15 protein-coding genes are annotated in these 17,862 nt (G+C 42.3%); 7 read left to right on the plus strand and 8 right to left on the minus strand.

The features are described from left to right. Positions 1–42: 42 nt before the first annotated feature. The 6 genes from CTER_RS12810 to CTER_RS12835 form a co-directional block, all read right to left on the minus strand. Positions 43–900: a YitT family protein gene (locus CTER_RS12810; protein ID WP_004625983.1), complete on the minus strand. Its 858-nt coding sequence runs from the start codon at positions 898–900 to the stop codon at positions 43–45. Positions 901–931: 31 nt separating this feature from the next. Beyond that, complete coding sequence (locus CTER_RS12815; RefSeq protein ID WP_004626123.1) at positions 932–1,300, minus strand: hypothetical protein; 369 nt, start codon at positions 1,298–1,300, stop codon at positions 932–934. Positions 1,301–1,369: 69 nt separating this feature from the next. Then, positions 1,370–2,041 carry an RluA family pseudouridine synthase gene (locus CTER_RS12820; protein ID WP_004625945.1) on the minus strand — a complete coding sequence of 224 codons (672 nt, stop codon included), beginning with the start codon at positions 2,039–2,041 and terminating at the stop codon, positions 1,370–1,372. After that, the gene (locus CTER_RS12825) at positions 2,038–2,901 is read right to left on the minus strand and encodes a class I SAM-dependent methyltransferase (RefSeq protein WP_004626082.1); all 864 of its coding nucleotides are present in this window, start codon (positions 2,899–2,901) and stop codon (positions 2,038–2,040) included. The genes CTER_RS12820 and CTER_RS12825 overlap by 4 nt, the downstream gene beginning before the upstream one ends. A 20-nt stretch (positions 2,902–2,921) precedes the next feature. Then, complete coding sequence (locus CTER_RS12830) at positions 2,922–3,554, minus strand: HAD-IA family hydrolase (protein ID WP_004625962.1); 633 nt, start codon at positions 3,552–3,554, stop codon at positions 2,922–2,924. A gap of 46 nt (positions 3,555–3,600) precedes the next feature. Then, complete coding sequence (locus CTER_RS12835; RefSeq protein ID WP_004625933.1) at positions 3,601–4,263, minus strand: beta/alpha barrel domain-containing protein; 663 nt, start codon at positions 4,261–4,263, stop codon at positions 3,601–3,603. Positions 4,264–4,472: 209 nt separating this feature from the next. Between CTER_RS12835 and speB the strand changes: the two genes are divergently transcribed. Next, on the plus strand, positions 4,473–5,330 hold the full coding sequence (gene speB, locus CTER_RS12840; protein ID WP_004625955.1) for an agmatinase: 858 nt from the start codon (positions 4,473–4,475) through the stop codon (positions 5,328–5,330). Between the two features lie 425 nt (positions 5,331–5,755). Here the strand turns inward: speB and CTER_RS12845 are convergent, their stop codons facing one another. Together CTER_RS12845 and glnA are read right to left on the minus strand one after the other, a co-directional pair. After that, positions 5,756–6,325: an ANTAR domain-containing response regulator gene (locus CTER_RS12845; protein ID WP_004626037.1), complete on the minus strand. Its 570-nt coding sequence runs from the start codon at positions 6,323–6,325 to the stop codon at positions 5,756–5,758. 53 nt (positions 6,326–6,378) lie between these two features. Continuing rightward, a complete protein-coding gene (glnA, locus tag CTER_RS12850) occupies positions 6,379–7,704 on the minus strand; it encodes a type I glutamate--ammonia ligase (RefSeq protein ID WP_004625942.1) in 1,326 nt (441 codons plus the stop codon). A 602-nt stretch (positions 7,705–8,306) separates the two neighbouring features. Here glnA and gatC point away from each other — a divergent pair. From gatC to asnB, 6 genes are all read left to right on the plus strand, one after another. Continuing rightward, the gene (gatC, locus tag CTER_RS12855; RefSeq protein ID WP_004625956.1) at positions 8,307–8,594 is read left to right on the plus strand and encodes an Asp-tRNA(Asn)/Glu-tRNA(Gln) amidotransferase subunit GatC; all 288 of its coding nucleotides are present in this window, start codon (positions 8,307–8,309) and stop codon (positions 8,592–8,594) included. Positions 8,595–8,603: 9 nt separating this feature from the next. Beyond that, positions 8,604–10,073 carry an Asp-tRNA(Asn)/Glu-tRNA(Gln) amidotransferase subunit GatA gene (gatA, locus tag CTER_RS12860; RefSeq protein WP_004626056.1) on the plus strand — a complete coding sequence of 490 codons (1,470 nt, stop codon included), beginning with the start codon at positions 8,604–8,606 and terminating at the stop codon, positions 10,071–10,073. A 112-nt stretch (positions 10,074–10,185) separates the two neighbouring features. Beyond that, positions 10,186–11,625 (plus strand): Asp-tRNA(Asn)/Glu-tRNA(Gln) amidotransferase subunit GatB, encoded by a 1,440-nt coding sequence (gatB, locus tag CTER_RS12865; protein ID WP_004625957.1) that lies wholly within the window; start codon positions 10,186–10,188, stop codon positions 11,623–11,625. A gap of 132 nt (positions 11,626–11,757) precedes the next feature. After that, the gene (locus CTER_RS12870; RefSeq protein ID WP_004626117.1) at positions 11,758–13,851 is read left to right on the plus strand and encodes a glutamine synthetase III family protein; all 2,094 of its coding nucleotides are present in this window, start codon (positions 11,758–11,760) and stop codon (positions 13,849–13,851) included. Between the two features lie 178 nt (positions 13,852–14,029). Beyond that, positions 14,030–15,565, plus strand: a complete 1,536-nt coding sequence (locus CTER_RS12875; protein WP_040761094.1) for a methyl-accepting chemotaxis protein — start codon at positions 14,030–14,032, stop codon at positions 15,563–15,565. Between the two features lie 196 nt (positions 15,566–15,761). After that, positions 15,762–17,591: an asparagine synthase (glutamine-hydrolyzing) gene (asnB, locus tag CTER_RS12880; RefSeq protein WP_004626116.1), complete on the plus strand. Its 1,830-nt coding sequence runs from the start codon at positions 15,762–15,764 to the stop codon at positions 17,589–17,591. Positions 17,592–17,862: the final 271 nt, after the last annotated feature.

Consider the following 17,862-nt stretch of genomic DNA (forward strand, 5'->3'; position numbering starts at 1 on the left):
GTTGGCGTCTTTTTACTCTATACCAATAATATATTTAAAAAACTAGTGTATTGCTCGTTTTTTGTGCTTTCCACCCATTACGTCCGAAACATCGTTTATTGTAACAAATGCATCCTCGTCTTTATCATATATGATTGATTTCAGTTTTGATATCTCCAAACGGGTGATAACTGAATAGAGAATAGTTTTGTCGTTCCCCGAAAAACCGCCTTTCCCGTCTATAAAGGTTACTCCCCTGCCCAAACGTGCTGTGATAGCCTCTGCAATCTCATCAGCTTTATCTGAAATTATGAAAGCCGCCTTTGCTTCGTCAAGGCCTTCTATTGTAATATCAATTACCTTGTAGGCTATAAAATAAGCTATAAGCGAATACATAGCCCTATCCCAGCCGAATACCAGTCCTGCACTGCTCAAAATGAATACATTGAAGAGCATAACCATTTCGCCTACCGAGAAAGCTGTTTTTTTGTTGATAATTATTGCAACCATTTCGGTTCCGTCAAGGGACCCGCCTGATCGGATAATTATTCCCACACCAACTCCAAGTATTATCCCTCCAAAAACAGTGGCCAGCAAAACATCGCTTGTAAGACCGGGTATAGGATGAAATACATGCACCCATACCGACAGGGACACTATTGAAAAGAGTGAAGATAAAACAAAGGTTTTGCCTATTTGCTTATACCCGAGAAATAAAAAAGGTAAATTCAGGACAAATATAAACAAACTCAGAGGCAGTTTTGATAAGTAACTTGTGATTATTGATATGCCTACTATTCCGCCATCAATAATGTTATTGGGGATCAGAAATATTTCCAATCCTATTGCTGCTAATATTGACCCTATAAAAAGAAAAATATATCTGCTTATCTCTCTTTTGACCTGGTTCTTTCTAGTCATACTTCCACCTCACTATTCTACATATTTAAAATCACGAACAGTGTAAGTAATTATTCTTATAATTACTGCAGTTAAAATAGTGAGGGATAGCTTGCCTTATATATTTTCTAAAATCAATGAGCTCATTGATATTTGAATAATTTCCCGGCTGAAAATCCTTATAAAATCTGTGACTTACATTCAGATTAATCTGTCTGCTCTGAGCTGTCTTTCCAGGAATTTTTAGATTTCCTCTTGTTACATAAAAAACTTTATTGCCAATAGATTTTACTTTTACAAGGCTATGACTATTCCTTTGCTTTTGTCCAGAGTCAATATTAAAGTTGATACCGATAAATATTATTTGTGAAAATATACATAAAATTATCAGTACTCCAATAATATTTTTCCTTTTGACCATTTAAACCTCCTTTCGAACTTAATATAATATAATTATATCACACTAATATAATCATATTGTATATATTTATTATTCAAAAATGAGCCATGGCTCTGTTTTTGGAGTATCACAGCTAAAAGAAAGCATTTCTTTTTTGGTGGGATGTTCAAAATTTACCTGGTGAGCCCATAAGGCTATTTGCTGTCCCGGCTTGTTCACCCTGGAACCATAGCGCTGGTCTCCATAAAGCACATAGCCTGCATGTGACAGCTGTACCCTTATCTGGTGGGGTCTTCCGGTATGCAGTTTGATTCTCAGAAGGCTCAAGCCTCCGGCCGACTTTAATACTTCATAGTCCAATACGGCTTCCTTTGCCCCGCTCGTGCCCTCTTTCACCACCGACACCATATTTGCCGCTTCATTCTTAATAAGAAAATCTTTCAGGGTATCTTCAGTTTTTTCGGGTGTTCCTCTTACGACGGCAAGATAAGTTTTTTTGAAGGTTCTGGTCCTGATTTGATCCGACAGCCTTGCTGCTGCCTTTGAGGTTCTGGCAAAAACCATGATTCCGCCAACGGGCCTGTCAAGCCTGTGAACAAGCCCAAGGTACACTTCCCCGGGCTTATTATACGTTTCTTTTACATATTGCTTCAATGCCGTAAGCAAATCCAAATCCCCGGTGTTATCAGCCTGAACAGGAATATTGACGGGCTTTTCCACAACAAGCAGATGATTATCTTCATATATTATAGAAGGTCTCACCGATTCTCCCACCTTCCGTATATTCCGCACGGAAGTACCAATCCGGACTGACTTACAGGAAGTCCGACCTCTCCGCAGCTATGATTACCCTTGAACCGGCTTCCTACTGTCTGCTTCAGAATATTGCTCAAAACGGTTGGAGAAAAACCGGTCGTATATGAATTTATAAGGAAAAAAAGCGGATTATCCGAAAGCAGCCCCATGCACTGTTCAACAAAGCCGTAGAGTGAATCCTCTATTTTCCATATCTCCCCATTGGGACCTCTGCCATAAGAGGGTGGATCCATAATAACGCCATCATATTTTTTGCCTCTTCTGATTTCCCTCTGGACAAATTTCATACAGTCGTCGGTAATAAATCTCACAGTTTTATCGGCCAACCCGGACAGAGCCACGTTTTCCTTTGCCCAGTTAACCATCCCCTTTGCCGCATCCACATGGCATACCTCAGCACCTGCATAAGCCGCCGCAACAGTGGCCCCTCCGGTGTATGCAAACAGGTTCAGTACCTTTACGGGACGATTTGCTTTCTGTATATTATTTATCATCCATTTCCAATTGACGGCCTGTTCGGGGAAAAGACCGGTGTGCTTGAAGCCTGTGGGTTCAATGTAGAATTTTAAATTTTCAAAGCCGATGGTCCATCTTTTGGGAAGCTTTTTTTTATATTCCCACTGTCCGCCTCCGCTCTGACTTCTGTGATAGTGGGCGTCGGCACGTTCCCATGCCTTTTTATCTTTTACAGGCCATATGATTTGGGGATCAGGTCTCCTCAATATGACATTTCCCCATCTTTCAAGTTTTTCTCCATCACCTGTCTCTATAAGCTCATAATCTTTCCATTCATCTGCCAGTAACATCTTTTCCTCCGTGACATAAGTTATTTGATTGCTGCAACGATCTCGACAATTTCATCAGGTTTTAGAACGATATAGTCAGGTTTTGCCCTCTTGAGCAGTTCCAGCGAATCAAATCCCCACAAAACCGAAATCACCTTTATTCCGATCTTTCTGCAAGCCTCAACATCCCGCTGTTCATCCCCCACATATATTACCTCGTCTTTTTCCACCCCAAGCTTTGAAATCAGCCTTCCTATTGTTACATGTTTTGCAAACAGCCCTTTGGAGGATTGTATATTATCAAACATTTCCAGATTATTATATTTTAAAAACGCTTCAATATTATGGACCGAGTTGGATGATACAATGCTCAAACCATAACCTGCCGAGTGAAGCTTCTCCAACATTTCCCCCACACCTTCTATAGGACTGACTTCTTCGGCATAGGAGTGAAAGTTGTTCAAAAGCTCCACACCCATTTTGGGAAGCTTGAACACCGGAATTTTCAGTTCTTTAATCCTTTTCTTCATGGGGAGCTTCAACAGCTCTTTGATTCTCTCCTGACTCACAGGCTGATAACCGTATTTCTCAGCCATTTCATTCCCTATTTTTATAAAGGTTTGCAGCGAATCAACCAAGGTCCCATCAAGGTCAAATATTACCTGTTTTATCATTTTTCCCCCAAAATCCTTTGCAGCTGGTAGTCTGTAACATCCAAACTTATAATTCTTCCCTGTACTTGTTCATCAGATGTTTAAACAATTCAGCACTTGACGGCGGAGTATATGTAATGGTATTTGCTCCGGCTTCTATTGTTTCCAAAATACTCTCGCTTGTGGGTCCCCCTGTTGCAATAATGGGAACCTGCGGAAATTTTTTGCGGATTGCCCGGACAACCTCCGGCGTCCTGGCCGCACACGAGACATTCAAAATTTCGGCACCTGCGTCCAATCTGGCCTGTATATCGGTATTTTCAGAGGTTACCGTCACCACAATCGGAATATCTATTTTTGAATACAGTGCTTTTATCAATTCGTTTTTTGTAGGTGCATTTACCACAACTCCAATGGCCCCCTGAAATTCGGCATCCATCGCAATATTTATCACCCGTTTTCCGGTTGTGGTGCCGCCTCCTACTCCACAGAAGACAGGAATATCCGATGCGCTGATTATTGAATGCGTTATTACAGGCTGCGGTGTAAACGGGTATACCGCAATTACCGCGTTTGCATTGCAATTTTTTATAATGGCCACATCTGTTGTAAACATAAGCGATTTGATATTCTTCCCAAAAATATTTATCCCGCTCACGCGGTTAATTACCTCGGGAATCTTAACCATATGCTTTCTCAGCGTTCCTTCAATTTCAGGCACAAATGTCATATTTCCTCCTTGTACTCCCGGAATTCTTTGACAGGAAAATAAATTCTTCTGCTATGTTTACCTTTTCAGCAGGATTGTATACTTTTAACATATTATAGTATACTAAATTTTTTGGAAGTCGTACAGAAATAATAACTATTGTAATTTGGAATATTAATGGTAAAATATATTTCATTCCAGATTTAAACTAAAAGGCAGGTTATAATGATATGAATAATAATGTTTTATCTACTAAATTTCTTGGATGTGACAGTGATTTTTCATCTGCTGAGATTGTCATATTCGGAGCACCCTATGATGGTACTACCACCTTCAGACCCGGAACAAGATTTGCACCTTCCGCCATGAGAATTGATTCCATAGGGATAGAAACCTACAGTCCATATTTTGACGCCGATATAACGGATTTTACAGTCAATGACTTCGGAGATCTTGATTTACCTTTCGGTTCACCAAAGAAAGCTTTATCCATGATATCCGAAACTGCAGAATATATTTTCTCCAATAATAAAAAGCCCTTGATGATCGGAGGGGAGCACCTGGTTTCGCTTCCCGCAATCCAACAGGCAGTGAAAAAATACCCCGGCTTAAAAATCATACACTTTGACGCTCATACCGATCTGCGTCAAGACTACCTGGGAGAGGCCCTGTCCCACTCTTCGGTGATCAGGCGTGTCTGGGATATCCTCGGCGACAACAGCATATGGCAGTTTGGTATCCGGAGCGGTACACGCGAGGAATTCTACTGGTCCAGGGAGGGCCATACCTCCATGTGCCTGCACAATTTTGATACCCTTGGCACCGCTGTCGAAGAAATCGGCGGTTCACCGGTATATCTCACAATAGATCTGGATGTGCTGGACCCTTCAAACTTTCCTGGAACAGGCACGCCCGAGGCAGGCGGCGTCAGCTTTGCACAGTTGATAGCTGCTTTAAAAACCGTGTCAAAGCTCAACATAATAGGAGCGGATATTGTGGAGCTGTCACCGCACTACGATCACAGCGGCGCTTCAACCGCACTGGCCTGCAAGGTGCTGAGAGAAGTCCTGCTTGCAATGTCCATATAAGACGCTCCAAATTTAGAAATTTCTTTGAGATAGTGCACCAAATACAGTCAGTACTTCGGAATGAAGGAATTACAGATACCGGATTACTGATAATAGTGCGCGAGTGCAACTTAAAAAAATGAAAAGTTCTATTAGAAGTACATGCCTGAAATTGTAGGTGAAGAACAAGTATTTTTGCTGACAAATCGACAGGAAGCCGATTTGAGCAGAACCCCGAAACAGGATGTTGAGTGTTCTGCGACAGTAAAAATACTTGTGATGAGCCGTACAAATTTCAGGCATGTACTTTGTGAGCTTCTCATTTTTTTAAGTTAGTACGGGAGCACTATTAATTTTCTATATGTTATTTAAATTGTGTTAGTTTTGCGACACACCCGATAAATACAATTTGACTCTATAAATAATGTTTTTGTATTTACTGTATATTAATAACTTGCCAGTATCTCTTCCGCAACTTTAACCTGAGATACTCTCGTATCCATTGCCCGTTTCTGAATATACCTGTGGGCCTGCGGTTCAGACATATTCATTTTTTCCACCAGCAGCCATTTGGCCTTCTCAATGACCTTTCTGTCATTGATCCGCTTTTCCAGATCATCATTTTGAAGCTTCAGACCTCTCAGTGATTTACGGGAATTGGCGGCAAATTTGGCCGTTTGCAGTAATATTGTCTTGTTTATAGGCTTTGGAAGTATAAGTGCACCAACTTTTTCAAGTTTATACTGCATTTCTCCCAGATGCTCGTGCTTGGCCAGAAGGATTATGCCGGCATCTGTTTTATCGGCTATATCCAAAACAAGTTCAATGCCTAATTCATCCTGTAAAGGCGAATTTATCAATATTAATTCTGGTTCGAACATATCAAGCTTGCGTCTGGCCTCATTTGCAGATAAAGAGTATTCCGCTGCCGAATATCCCTGTTGCAGCATGAGGGTTCGTAGCTCTTTTATCACATCAGGCCTGCTGCACACAATCAGAATCCCTCCTGCTCCCACCGGCAATCACCTCCATCTGAGCGGGAAAAGCTTAAAACAGTTGCGATTCCCCATTAATATGCCGAAAGATAACGGTCAATCTCCCAGGAATGCACAATACTGTTATATGAAGCCCACTCTGCTTCCTTTGCAGAAATATATTTTGTGAAAATATGCTCGCCTAAAACATCCTTTATATAAGGATCTTTTTTCATTTCTTCCAGAGCAAACAGCAGATTTGACGGAAGTCTTTGAATACCCAGCTCTTTTTCCCTGTCAGGTGCAAGATTATAGGTATTGATATCAACCGGGGCAGGTATCACCAGATTTTTCTGCAGACCGTCCAACCCGGCTTCCAGCAATAATGCCAGTGTAAGATACGGATTGCAGGACGGGTCGGGGCTTCTCAATTCGATTCTTGTAGCCTCTCCCTTTGGTGCAGGAATTCTCATCAGCAAACTTCTGTTCATATGTGACCATGCAATGTGAACAGGTGCTTCGAAGCCGGGCACAAATCTCTTGTAGGAATTTACCAGCGGATTGGCTACGGCTGTTATACCCTTTGCATGCTGGAGTATTCCGGCTCCGAACATTTTTGCCACCTCGGATATATCCATGCTGTTTTCACCTGCATTGAACAGATTTTTTCCGTTCTGCGAAAGAGACATATTGATATGCATGCCCGAACCGTACGAATTATAGATGGGCTTTGGCATGAATGTGGCATGCAAGCCGTTTCTCTGTGCTACGATTTTAACAACCATTTTGAAAGTCATTATCCTGTCGGCAGCTGTCATGACATCACTGTATTTGAAATCAATTTCATGCTGGCCTGCCGCATTCTCATGATGTGAAGCTTCTATTTCAAAGCCCATATCCTCAAGTACCATGCAAATCTCTCTTCTGCAGTTCTCACCCAGGTCGGAGGGAGCCAGGTCACAATAACCGGCCGCATCATGGGTTTTGTTTGTAGGCCTTCCTTCAGCATCAGTGTGGAACAGGAAAAATTCACACTCGGGGCCGATATTAAATGTATAGCCAAGCTGTTTTGCCTTTGCTTCCGACCTTTTCAAAATATACCTGGGATCCCCCGGGAATTGTGAGCCGTCATAATTTTTGATATCGCAGATGAAGCGTGCAACCTTACCGTGCTGCGGTCTCCATGGCATAAGCTGAAATGTGTCCGGATCTGGTAACAGCAGCATATCGGACTGTTCCACCTCTGAAAAGCCTGCAATAGCGGAGGCATCAAACATAACCCCTTCCTCAAGGGCTCTTTCAAGCTGCTGATCGGTTATTGCAATGTTCTTCATATTACCGAAAATATCTGCAAATTGAAGCCTGATAAACTTAACATCATTCTGTTCCACAAACTTTAACAGATCATTTTTTGAAGCCATTTTCCCACCTCTCCTTTACAGTTAAATTTATTTATATTTTACATATTTATATTTTTTTTGTATATAAACAGTTTAATATATGTTAATCAGCGGATATTCATTATTATTTGCAATGTTTATACTGTTATTAGATATAGCAGCTGTAGTACAGCAAAAATAAAAAAAAGCGAAACTCATAATTTAAATATCAAACATTATGAGAAACGCCTTTGTTTCCGCCGTTATTAATTTTAATCAACAAAATAATTTTACTAATTAATTTCAATTCAGTCAAGTATTTTTTTGCAATTTCAGTACCTGTCATCCTGCAAAAATTATTTCATCATCTTTCCAGAAAATATTTTAAATCTCAAATTATATCTGTCGTACCTACATATATGTCTATTTTTAACCGCTTATCCCGCTTAAAAATCTTTAATAAAAATTATTGATTTTTTGCAGGATATATATTATAATTATTGTAAATTGATAATAACTTACAGCAAAGGCGCTGTGTCGGTCAAAAATTCACTTTTGATTGGTACAGTCTTTTTTTAATTTTTTGGTATAATACTAATATTATGCAATCCGGCACAGTAAAAAACAATTATTTGGAGGGTCCTATGACTGATACAAATGACTACATTAAATATATAGCAGGTTTGGCCAAACTCTCACTGGATGATGAAGAGATGCAGTCATTGGCCGAAGACATGCAGGATATAATCGGTTTAATGGATACAATAAAAGATCTGGATACCGAAAGTATCGGTGCAACCGAGCATATATCCAGAGTAACCAATAACATGAGAGAAGACCGGGCAGGCAATCCATTTGATACTGAAAAAATTCTTTCCAATTCCAAACATGCTATGGAGAATTGCTTTTCCATACCAAAGATGATCGAATAGGAGGCTATAATGGAAATTACCAGGTTGACTATAAAAGAAGCCCGCACTCTTCTGGATTCAAAGAAAATAAGTGCTGTTGAGCTTACTGATATATATATGAATAGAATAAAAACTCTTGACGGCAAAGTTGATTCTTATTTGTCCGTATGTGAAGAAACAGCCTTGCTGCAGGCCGCGGAAGCCCAGAAGAAAATTGACGGCGGGAATGGCGGTATGTTATGCGGTATTCCTTTAAGTATTAAGGATAATATTTGTATAGAAGGTACTAAAACCACCTGCGCTTCAAAAATGCTTGAGGATTTCATACCACCATATACGGCTACGGCAGTAAACAAGCTTCATTCCCAAAACGCGGTAATACTTGGAAAGGTTAATCTTGATGAATTCGCCATGGGCGGTTCAACCGAGAATTCCGCTTTTAAGAAAACAAAAAATCCCTTCGATCTGACGAGAGTTCCCGGTGGTTCTTCGGGAGGGTCGGCGGCATCGGTTTCAGCCTCACTGGCATTGGGATCTCTTGGTTCCGACACCGGCGGTTCTGTCAGGCAGCCCTCGGCATTTTGCGGTGTAGTCGGTATGAAGCCCACATACGGCTTGGTATCAAGATACGGGCTGGTGGCCTTCGCCTCCTCTCTCGACCAGATTGGGCCCATAGGCAAAACCGTTGAGGATTGTGCCATATTATTGGATGGGATTTGCGGTCAGGATCCCAGGGACGGAACCTCTTTAAATTATAAGCCGGAGGTTCCATATGCGGCCTCTGTGGCAGGCGGTATTAAAAACTATAGCATCGGACTTCCCAGAGAGTATATAACCGAAGGTTTGAACAGTGAGGTCAGAGCTGCTTTGTATAAATCTATTGAAACTCTGGAAAAGCTCGGTGCAAAAGTTGAAGAGTTTTCCATGCCAAGCCTGAAGCATGCCGTCCCGGCTTATTACCTGATGTCATCCGCCGAAGCAAGTTCAAACCTGTCAAGATATGACGGTGTCAAGTACGGATACAGGGCGGAAAACAGCCGGTCTTACAATGAAATGATAGGCAGGTCCCGGGCCGAGGGTTTCGGCCGTGAAGTCAAGAGAAGGATTTTACTTGGGACCTATGCCCTTGCTTCGGGTTATTATGACGCCTACTACAAAAAAGCTCTGAAGCTCAGAACTTTAATAAGCCAGGGCTTTGATGAGGCCTTTGCAAAATATGATGTGGTATTGCACCCCACTACTCCCGAAACAGCCTTCAAGCTCGGGCAAAACACAGATGATCCTCTAAGCATGTATTTGGCTGATATATATACTGTCTCTGCAAATATTGCAGGTCTTCCGTCAATATCGCTTCCATGCGGATATGATTCAAATGGACTTCCCATAGGCTTGTCCTTCACTGGAAAACCTCTTGGAGAGCGCGAAATATTCAGAGCCGCTGCAGCTTTTGAGGCAGATTTTGCCCCCGGGTTCAGAGTGCCCGTATTGACAGGAGGTTAGCTTTGAAAGCGCACATGGCCAATTAACCTCCTTTATTCGCCACATTGCGATAAAGGATAATTACTTGCATAACATTTTGTGGCCACAAACGTGGCTCATGGAGGTTAATATAATGAAATACATTCCGACCATAGGTTTAGAAATACATGCGGAGTTATCCACCAAATCAAAAATATTCTGCGACTGCCCCGTAAGTTTCGGCGGAGAGCCCAACACAAGATGCTGTCCGGTGTGCACCGGCCTGCCGGGCACCTTGCCTGTTTTAAACAAAACAGCTGTTGAATATACGGTAAAAGCGGGGCTGGCCCTGAATTGTGAAATAAATGAATTTTCAAAGCTGGACAGAAAAAATTATTTTTATCCCGATTTGCCCAAGGCATATCAGATTTCACAGTTTGACCTGCCCATATGCAAAAACGGAGGAATTACTATCAATACTCCCGAGGGTGAAAAATTTATCCGCATAGAGAGGATACACCTTGAAGAGGACGCCGGAAAGCTCCTGCACGACAGTTATGACAACTACAGTCTTGCGGATTACAACCGCTGCGGCGTACCGCTTATAGAAATAGTCACAAAACCTGATCTCTCCTCCTCCGAAGAGGCCAGGGAGTTTGTCGAGAAAGTCCGCCTCATGCTGCTCTACTCCGGCGTTTCAGACTGCCGGATGGAGGAAGGTTCACTGAGAGCAGACGTAAACGTCTCAATCCGGCCTCAAGGGACAGAAGAACTTGGAACAAGAACAGAGATGAAGAACATCAACTCAATCAGAGGTATAGCAAGATCAATAGATGCCGAAATAGAAAGGCAGTCGGAGCTTCTGGACGAAGGTAAAAAAATCACACAGGAAACCAGAAGATGGGATGATAACAAGGGTGAAAGCAAATCCATGAGGAGCAAGGAAGATGCCCATGATTACAGATACTTCCCCGAACCGGATGTGGTACCCATATCCTTCACAAAGGAAGAGATCGAAGCTTTCCGCAAGGCCTTGCCCGAGCTCCCCGATAAAAGACTTGCCGAATACACCGGTGAATTTGGCCTGAGTGAAGTTGATGCAAACTTGCTTCTGACCTCGGTCAGTCTTTCGGATTTCTTTGAGAGTGCTGCCAAAGAGTGCGGAAACCCCAAAGCAGCTTCAAACTTTATAACAGTTGAGGTATTAAGACAATTGAATGATACCGGGCTTTCCGCAGAGGATATTCCTTTTGGCGGTGAAGTATTGGGCCGCCTGTTAAAGCTGGTTGAAAACGGGGAAATTACCGCGGCCAATGCTAAAAAGGTTTTGGCTGAAATGTTTGAAGGCGGTAAGAACCCTGAGGACATAATAGCTGAAAAAGGCTACAAGGTTATCAATGATACCGGTGAAGTTGAAAATACAGTTAAAGAGATACTCGCCGGCAATGAAAAGGCTGTTGCCGAGTATCTGGCAGGCAAGGAAAAAACCTTTGGGTTCCTGATGGGTCAGTGCTCCAGAGCATTGGCCGGAAGAGGAAATCCAAAGGTAGTGCAGGAAGTCCTGAGAAGTGAATTAAACAAATTGAAGGGATAATACGACAACAATTAAATTTATCAGTGAAACAAAGGCGTTTCGCTCCTTTTTTAAATAAGGGAGTGGAATGCCTTTTTTTATAAGTTCAAAAACAAATAATTAAAATTAATTTTATTAAGGGGGTTACTTAGTATGGCAAATGTAACAGAAATTTTTGGAAGCAGTGTATTTAATGACACGGTAATGCATGAGCGCCTTCCAAAGGCAACTTATAAATCCTTGAAAAAAACTATTGATCTTGGTTTGACTCTTGATGAATCGGTTGCCGACGTAGTTGCAAGTGTAATGAAGGATTGGGCGATAGAAAAAGGTGCTACCCACTTTACCCACTGGTTCCACCCAATGACCGGCATCACTGCTGAAAAACATGATGCATTTATTTCTCCCACCGCAGACGGAAAAGTAATATTGGAATTTTCGGGCAAGGAACTCATCAAGGGTGAACCCGATGCATCCTCTTTCCCGTCAGGAGGTCTCAGAGCCACTTATGAGGCAAGAGGATATACAGCCTGGGACTGTACCTCGCCTGCATTCGTAAAAGACGGCACACTTTATATTCCAACTGCCTTCTGCTCATATACGGGAGAAATCCTTGACAAGAAGACTCCATTGCTCCGTTCAATGGAAGCTCTCAACAAACAGGCATTAAGGATATTAAAAGTTCTTGGCAACACTTCTGCCACAAGGGTGACAACAACCGTCGGCCCTGAGCAGGAATACTTCCTCGTTGACAGAGAGCTGTTCAAACAGCGTAAGGATTTGATCTTCACAGGAAGGACCCTGTTCGGTGTTAAACCTCCAAAAGGTCAGGAATTGGAAGACCATTACTTTGGCAATATCAAGGAAAGGGTTTCCGCGTATATGAAGGACCTTGACACCGAACTCTGGAAACTTGGTATTTCTGCCAAGACTGAACACAACGAGGTTGCTCCTGCCCAGCACGAATTGGCACCAATATTCAACACATCAAACGTAGCTACCGATCACAATCAGCTTACAATGGAACTGATGCAGAAGGTCGCATTAAGACATGGCCTTGCATGCCTGCTGCATGAAAAGCCATTTGCCGGTGTCAACGGTTCGGGTAAACACAACAACTGGTCGATGTCAACCAACGACGGACAGAACCTCCTGGAACCGGGTTCAACACCGCATGACAATGTTCAGTTCCTTATCTTCCTGACTGCCGTGGTCAGAGCAGTGGATGAATATCAGGATTTGCTGCGCCTGTCTGTAGCCACGGCCGGAAACGACCACAGACTCGGTGCCAACGAAGCTCCGCCTGCCATTGTTTCAATATTCCTCGGAGACCAGCTAACTGACATTATCAACCAGCTTGAAAACGGAAAGGCAAAGGGAAAAATCTACAACAATATCCTGGAGACAGGCGTTGCAAGCCTGCCCAAGCTTCCAAAGGATACAACAGACCGTAACAGAACTTCACCCTTTGCATTCACCGGCAACAAATTCGAATTCAGAATGCTTGGTTCTTCTGCTTCAATTGCAGGTGCCAACTTTGTTCTCAACACAATAGTTGCTGAAATTCTGCAAAAGTTTGCCGATCAGCTGGAAACTGCAGACGATTTAAATGCCGCCATTGCAACCCTGCTTTCGGAAACCGTTAAAAACCACAAGAGAATCATATTCAACGGAAACGGCTATTCGGAAGAGTGGGTCGTTGAAGCCGAAAGCAGAGGCTTGCTCAATATGAAGTCAACTGTTGAGTGTATTCCTACCTTTATCAATGATAAGAATGTTGCAGTGTTTGTCAGACATGGCGTGTTAAGCAAATCGGAAATCGAATCCAGATATGAAATACTCCTTGAGAACTACGTTAAGACAATCAATATTGAAGCATTGACCATGATCAACATGGCCAAGACTGAAATATTGCCTGCCGCCTTCAGGTTCAGCAAGGAACTGTCGGACACCATCAATTCGGTTAAGGCAACCGGAATGTCTGTTGAGGTTTCAGCCCAGTCTTCGGTATTGAAGGAACTTTCACCGGTTCTCAGTTCCTTTGCTTCAAACCTGACTGCATTAAAGAAAACACTTGAAAAAGCAAATGCTGAAACCGGCAGTGCATTAAAGCAGGCAGAAGCCTTCAGCAAGACTGTCATTCCTGCAATGGAATCCTTAAGAACTGACGCAGACAAGCTGGAAGCCATTCTGCCCAGGGACATGTATCCATTCCCTACCTATGCGGATCTTCTCTTTAATGTTTGATTAATCCAAATCAAGAAGGCAATGGTGCACAGGCGCTCTCTCGCCGCCGGCAAAAGCCGGCCCGCACTATTGCCTTTAATTGAATGATAAATTACCGAAAAATTAATGGCATGAGTCAAATAAATCTCCAATTTCGGAATGGGAGATTTATTTGACTCATGCCGGAATTGGAGATACGATGAAAAACATTTCATACCTGGTTGCTTCAGGTGCACTTCTCATATGCTCCACTGTTCTTGCGGCAGTATCGGGATGGAATCTCCTAATATTGGCAATGAATATGATCTTATTTATGGGGTATTTCGTTTTTATCCGGCATTTATTGACAAGCAGCAGCAGGCAATACACTGATAATATTAAAAAACTTAAAGATGAGCTAAGAAAATTCAACTCTGAAGTGCAGGTTACTTCAAGTCAGATATCCTCAGTATCTGAAAGCATTGCTGTAACCAGTGATGAGAATAATGAATTCGCAAAGTATGTATATGACAAAGTAAGAGAGATGGCTGATAATAATGAAAAAGTAAATTCCAGTATTACCAACACCCTCTCTGAAGTCAGAAGCATTATGGAGCTCCTGAATAACGCAGATGGCATAACCATTGATATGCTGAATAAGAGTTTGATTTCCAAAGACACGGTAAAGCTGAGTCTTGAAGAAATATTGCAGATAGTTCAAACAATTAACGGCATACATGAATCCTCCGATAAGACCCTGACAAATATGGAACAGCTTCAAAAAACCTCAAAAGAAATAGTACATATCCTTGAAACAGTCAGCAATATCTCAAAACAAACCCAGCTACTGGCACTTAATGCCACAATAGAATCGGCACGTGCAGGTGAGCATGGAAAAGGTTTTACAGTGGTTGCCTCTGAAATTCACAAGCTTGCGGAGGATACCAACAAATCTGTGGGTGATATCAATTCACTGATTAAGGCCATCCAAACCGAAGTCGGAAATGTGTATGGGGACGTAAAAGAAAATGCCCTGCGGGTGGATGCCGGAATATCCGTCACTAAAAAAATTGAAGGAAATCTTGAGAGAATCGACTCTTCCTTTAACGATGTTTTCGGAATGATGGATCAGATAAGCCGGTTTTCCAAACAGGAGGTTCAAATTGCTCAAAATGTGGGAGACCAGATCAAAGAGGTTGAGGAAGTCATGCTGCAGACATCAAAATCGGTCGATGATGTTTGTACCTCGGTTCAGCAGCAGAAGCAAAATATGGAGGAAATCTCCTCGCTGGGCACCCGCCTGAATAAAGCCTCCTCCTCCCTTGCAAAGCTCTTTTCCAGCGAAGCTGCAGTTGAAACTGAGGTTATGGAGAAGCCCGGTAGCGAAGCTATGGATAAAGCTAAAAATTCTCTTTCCATCATAAAGGCCGAGCTTTGTTCCAGAGCAGAAATAGTCAATTCCAAAGACAGCAATACTCATGAAGCTGTTTTAAGCAGTTTTATGAAAAAATACAGTTTTGTTGAGGCGGCCTGGACCAATGACCGCAAAGGCAGATTTATCTGTTCCATACCCGAAGCCGGTATAGCAAATGCCAATGTTAGAGAATGGTTTAAGCATGGTATTGAGGGTGAGGATTTCATTTCACAGGTATATATTTCCGCTATAACAAGAAATCCATGTGTTACCGTCTCGTCACCAATCAGGAATACTGCCGGTGAAATCGCCGGCGTAGTGGGAATTGATATAATCATCTGAAAATTTTCACGATTTATGCACTAATCGCCTCCAAACTTCATATACTGAATAAAGTAAAAAGTATGCTGCAATACGTTTCTTAAATTCATACTTTTTACCTGACCAAAGGGACAATGACGTCTGGTCGGTTAATTTATTATTAATTGACTTAAAATACTTCTTGTCCTTTTATTTATTTGACTTTGGAGGAATATTTATGTGTTCGATTCTTGGTATAATTAACTTTAAAGATTCTACTTCAGGCGTAACCCAGACGGTTTTGAATGAAATGAGAAAAACCACCGTTCATAGAGGGCCGGATCAAAATGGCTTCTTCCGCAGTGAAAATGTGTGTTTCGCGCATAACAGGCTGGCTGTAATTGACGTTGAAAACGGCCTTCAGCCCATGACTGCGGTTTTTGAGGGGAAAAGCTATACTATCGTCTATAACGGTGAAATATATAATGCGGATGAACTGCGGAAGGAGCTTTCATCTTCCGGTGTAAAGTTCAGCACGCACTGTGATACCGAAGTTGTGCTGTATTCGTACATAATCTGGGGCCGCGGATGTTCGGAGAAGCTTAACGGCATATATGCCTTTGCAGTTTATGATGATGCAAACAAAAGGGTTTACCTCTCCAGGGACAGGATGGGAGTGAAACCTTTTTTCTATACCCGGCTGGGTAATACTTTTATTTTTTCTTCCGAGGTCAAGGCCATTTTAAAGCATCCGCAGATAAGAGCCGAACTGGACAGCGAAGGAATATGGCAAATGCTTTACTTGTCCCCCATGAGACCTTCCAATAACGGCATATTTAAAAATATATATGAAATTTCTCCCGGATACCATGGTACTTTTGATACCGATGGTCTCAGCCTCAGCAGGTATTGGTCTCTTGAGGCCTATGAAATGTGGGACGACGAAGACACCATCCTTGAAAAGACCCGGTTCTATTTGACAGATGCCATTAAGAGACAGCTTGTTTCGGATGTGCCTTTATGTACCTTCCTGTCAGGCGGGCTGGATTCCTCCATTGTAACTTCCGTTGCAAAAACAGATAAAAAAAACGGGGAAACCCTCTCCACCTACTCTTTTGAGTACGAAGGCAACCAGCAGCATTTCGAAGCCACAAGCTTCCAGCCTGAAAGTGACGATGCCTATGCTGCATGGCTTGCGGCATACCTGAAAACAGACCACACAATACTTACCGTAACCCAGCAGGAGATTGCCACTCTGTTGTATGATGCCGTAAAATACAGGGATTATCCCGGCATGGCTGATATTGATTCTTCACTGCTCTATTACTGCCGGGAAGTTAAAAAAAGACATACTGTTGCTCTGAGCGGGGAATGTGCCGATGAAATCTTCGGCGGTTATCCATGGTTCTATAAAACCGAAATGCTGCACAGGGACTTCTTCCCGTGGATACACGATCCTGAATCTAAGGTGTTCCTGTTTCACCCGGATTTCGCCAAACCCAGGGAAGGTTTCGAATTTGTAAAGCAGATGTATCTGGACAGTAAAAATGCCTGCCCGCTGGCCCCAAACGAATCCGAGGAAATGAAAAGCAGCAGGATAGCTACCTGGCTGTCTGTCAACTGGTTTATGACAAGTCTTTTGGAGCGCAAGGACAGGATGTCGATGGCCAGCGGCCTTGAGGTCAGGGTGCCCTTTTCCGACCATAGAATTCTGGAATACGTATATAACGTACCCTGGAGCATCAAGTTCAAAAATAAGGTCGAGAAATCCTTACTGAGGAATTCAATGGCTGAATACCTGCCTGATAAGATTCTTAACAGAAAGAAGAGCCCTTATCCCAAAACCCATAATCCTGAATACGAGAAAATCGTGACCCGCATATTTGAACAGGTGCTGGCCGATTCCAATTCGGTGCTGCGGGATATTCTTCACCAGGATGCTCTTACACTGCTCCGCACAGGCAGCAATGTAACCTGGTTCGGACAGCTCATGGGCCGTCCGCAGCTCATAGCCTGGCTGCTGCAGCTGAATTACTGGTTCGGAGAGTATAATGTGAAGATAGTGTAAGGACAACTTCAATAAATGGGCTGCTCCATTAAAAGTGTATGCCTTCTTTCCCTTATAATATTGATTCCAACTTTTTTCTGATGTATTATTTTTAAAAATATTTAAAAATAATACATCATTCTATTTTATTCCATTTATTTACATTAAATGTTTTTTCCGTAAGTTACAATTTTAAAGAAAATAATGGGAAAAACTCGGAATTTGATAAATTTACTGGAATCCTGCAAAATCAAATCTCATGAAAAGAGCCATACCAGCTCCATTATAAGTT

It is taken from the genome of Ruminiclostridium cellobioparum subsp. termitidis CT1112 (assembly GCF_000350485.1).
Classification (GTDB): domain Bacteria; phylum Bacillota; class Clostridia; order Acetivibrionales; family DSM-1351; genus Ruminiclostridium; species Ruminiclostridium termitidis.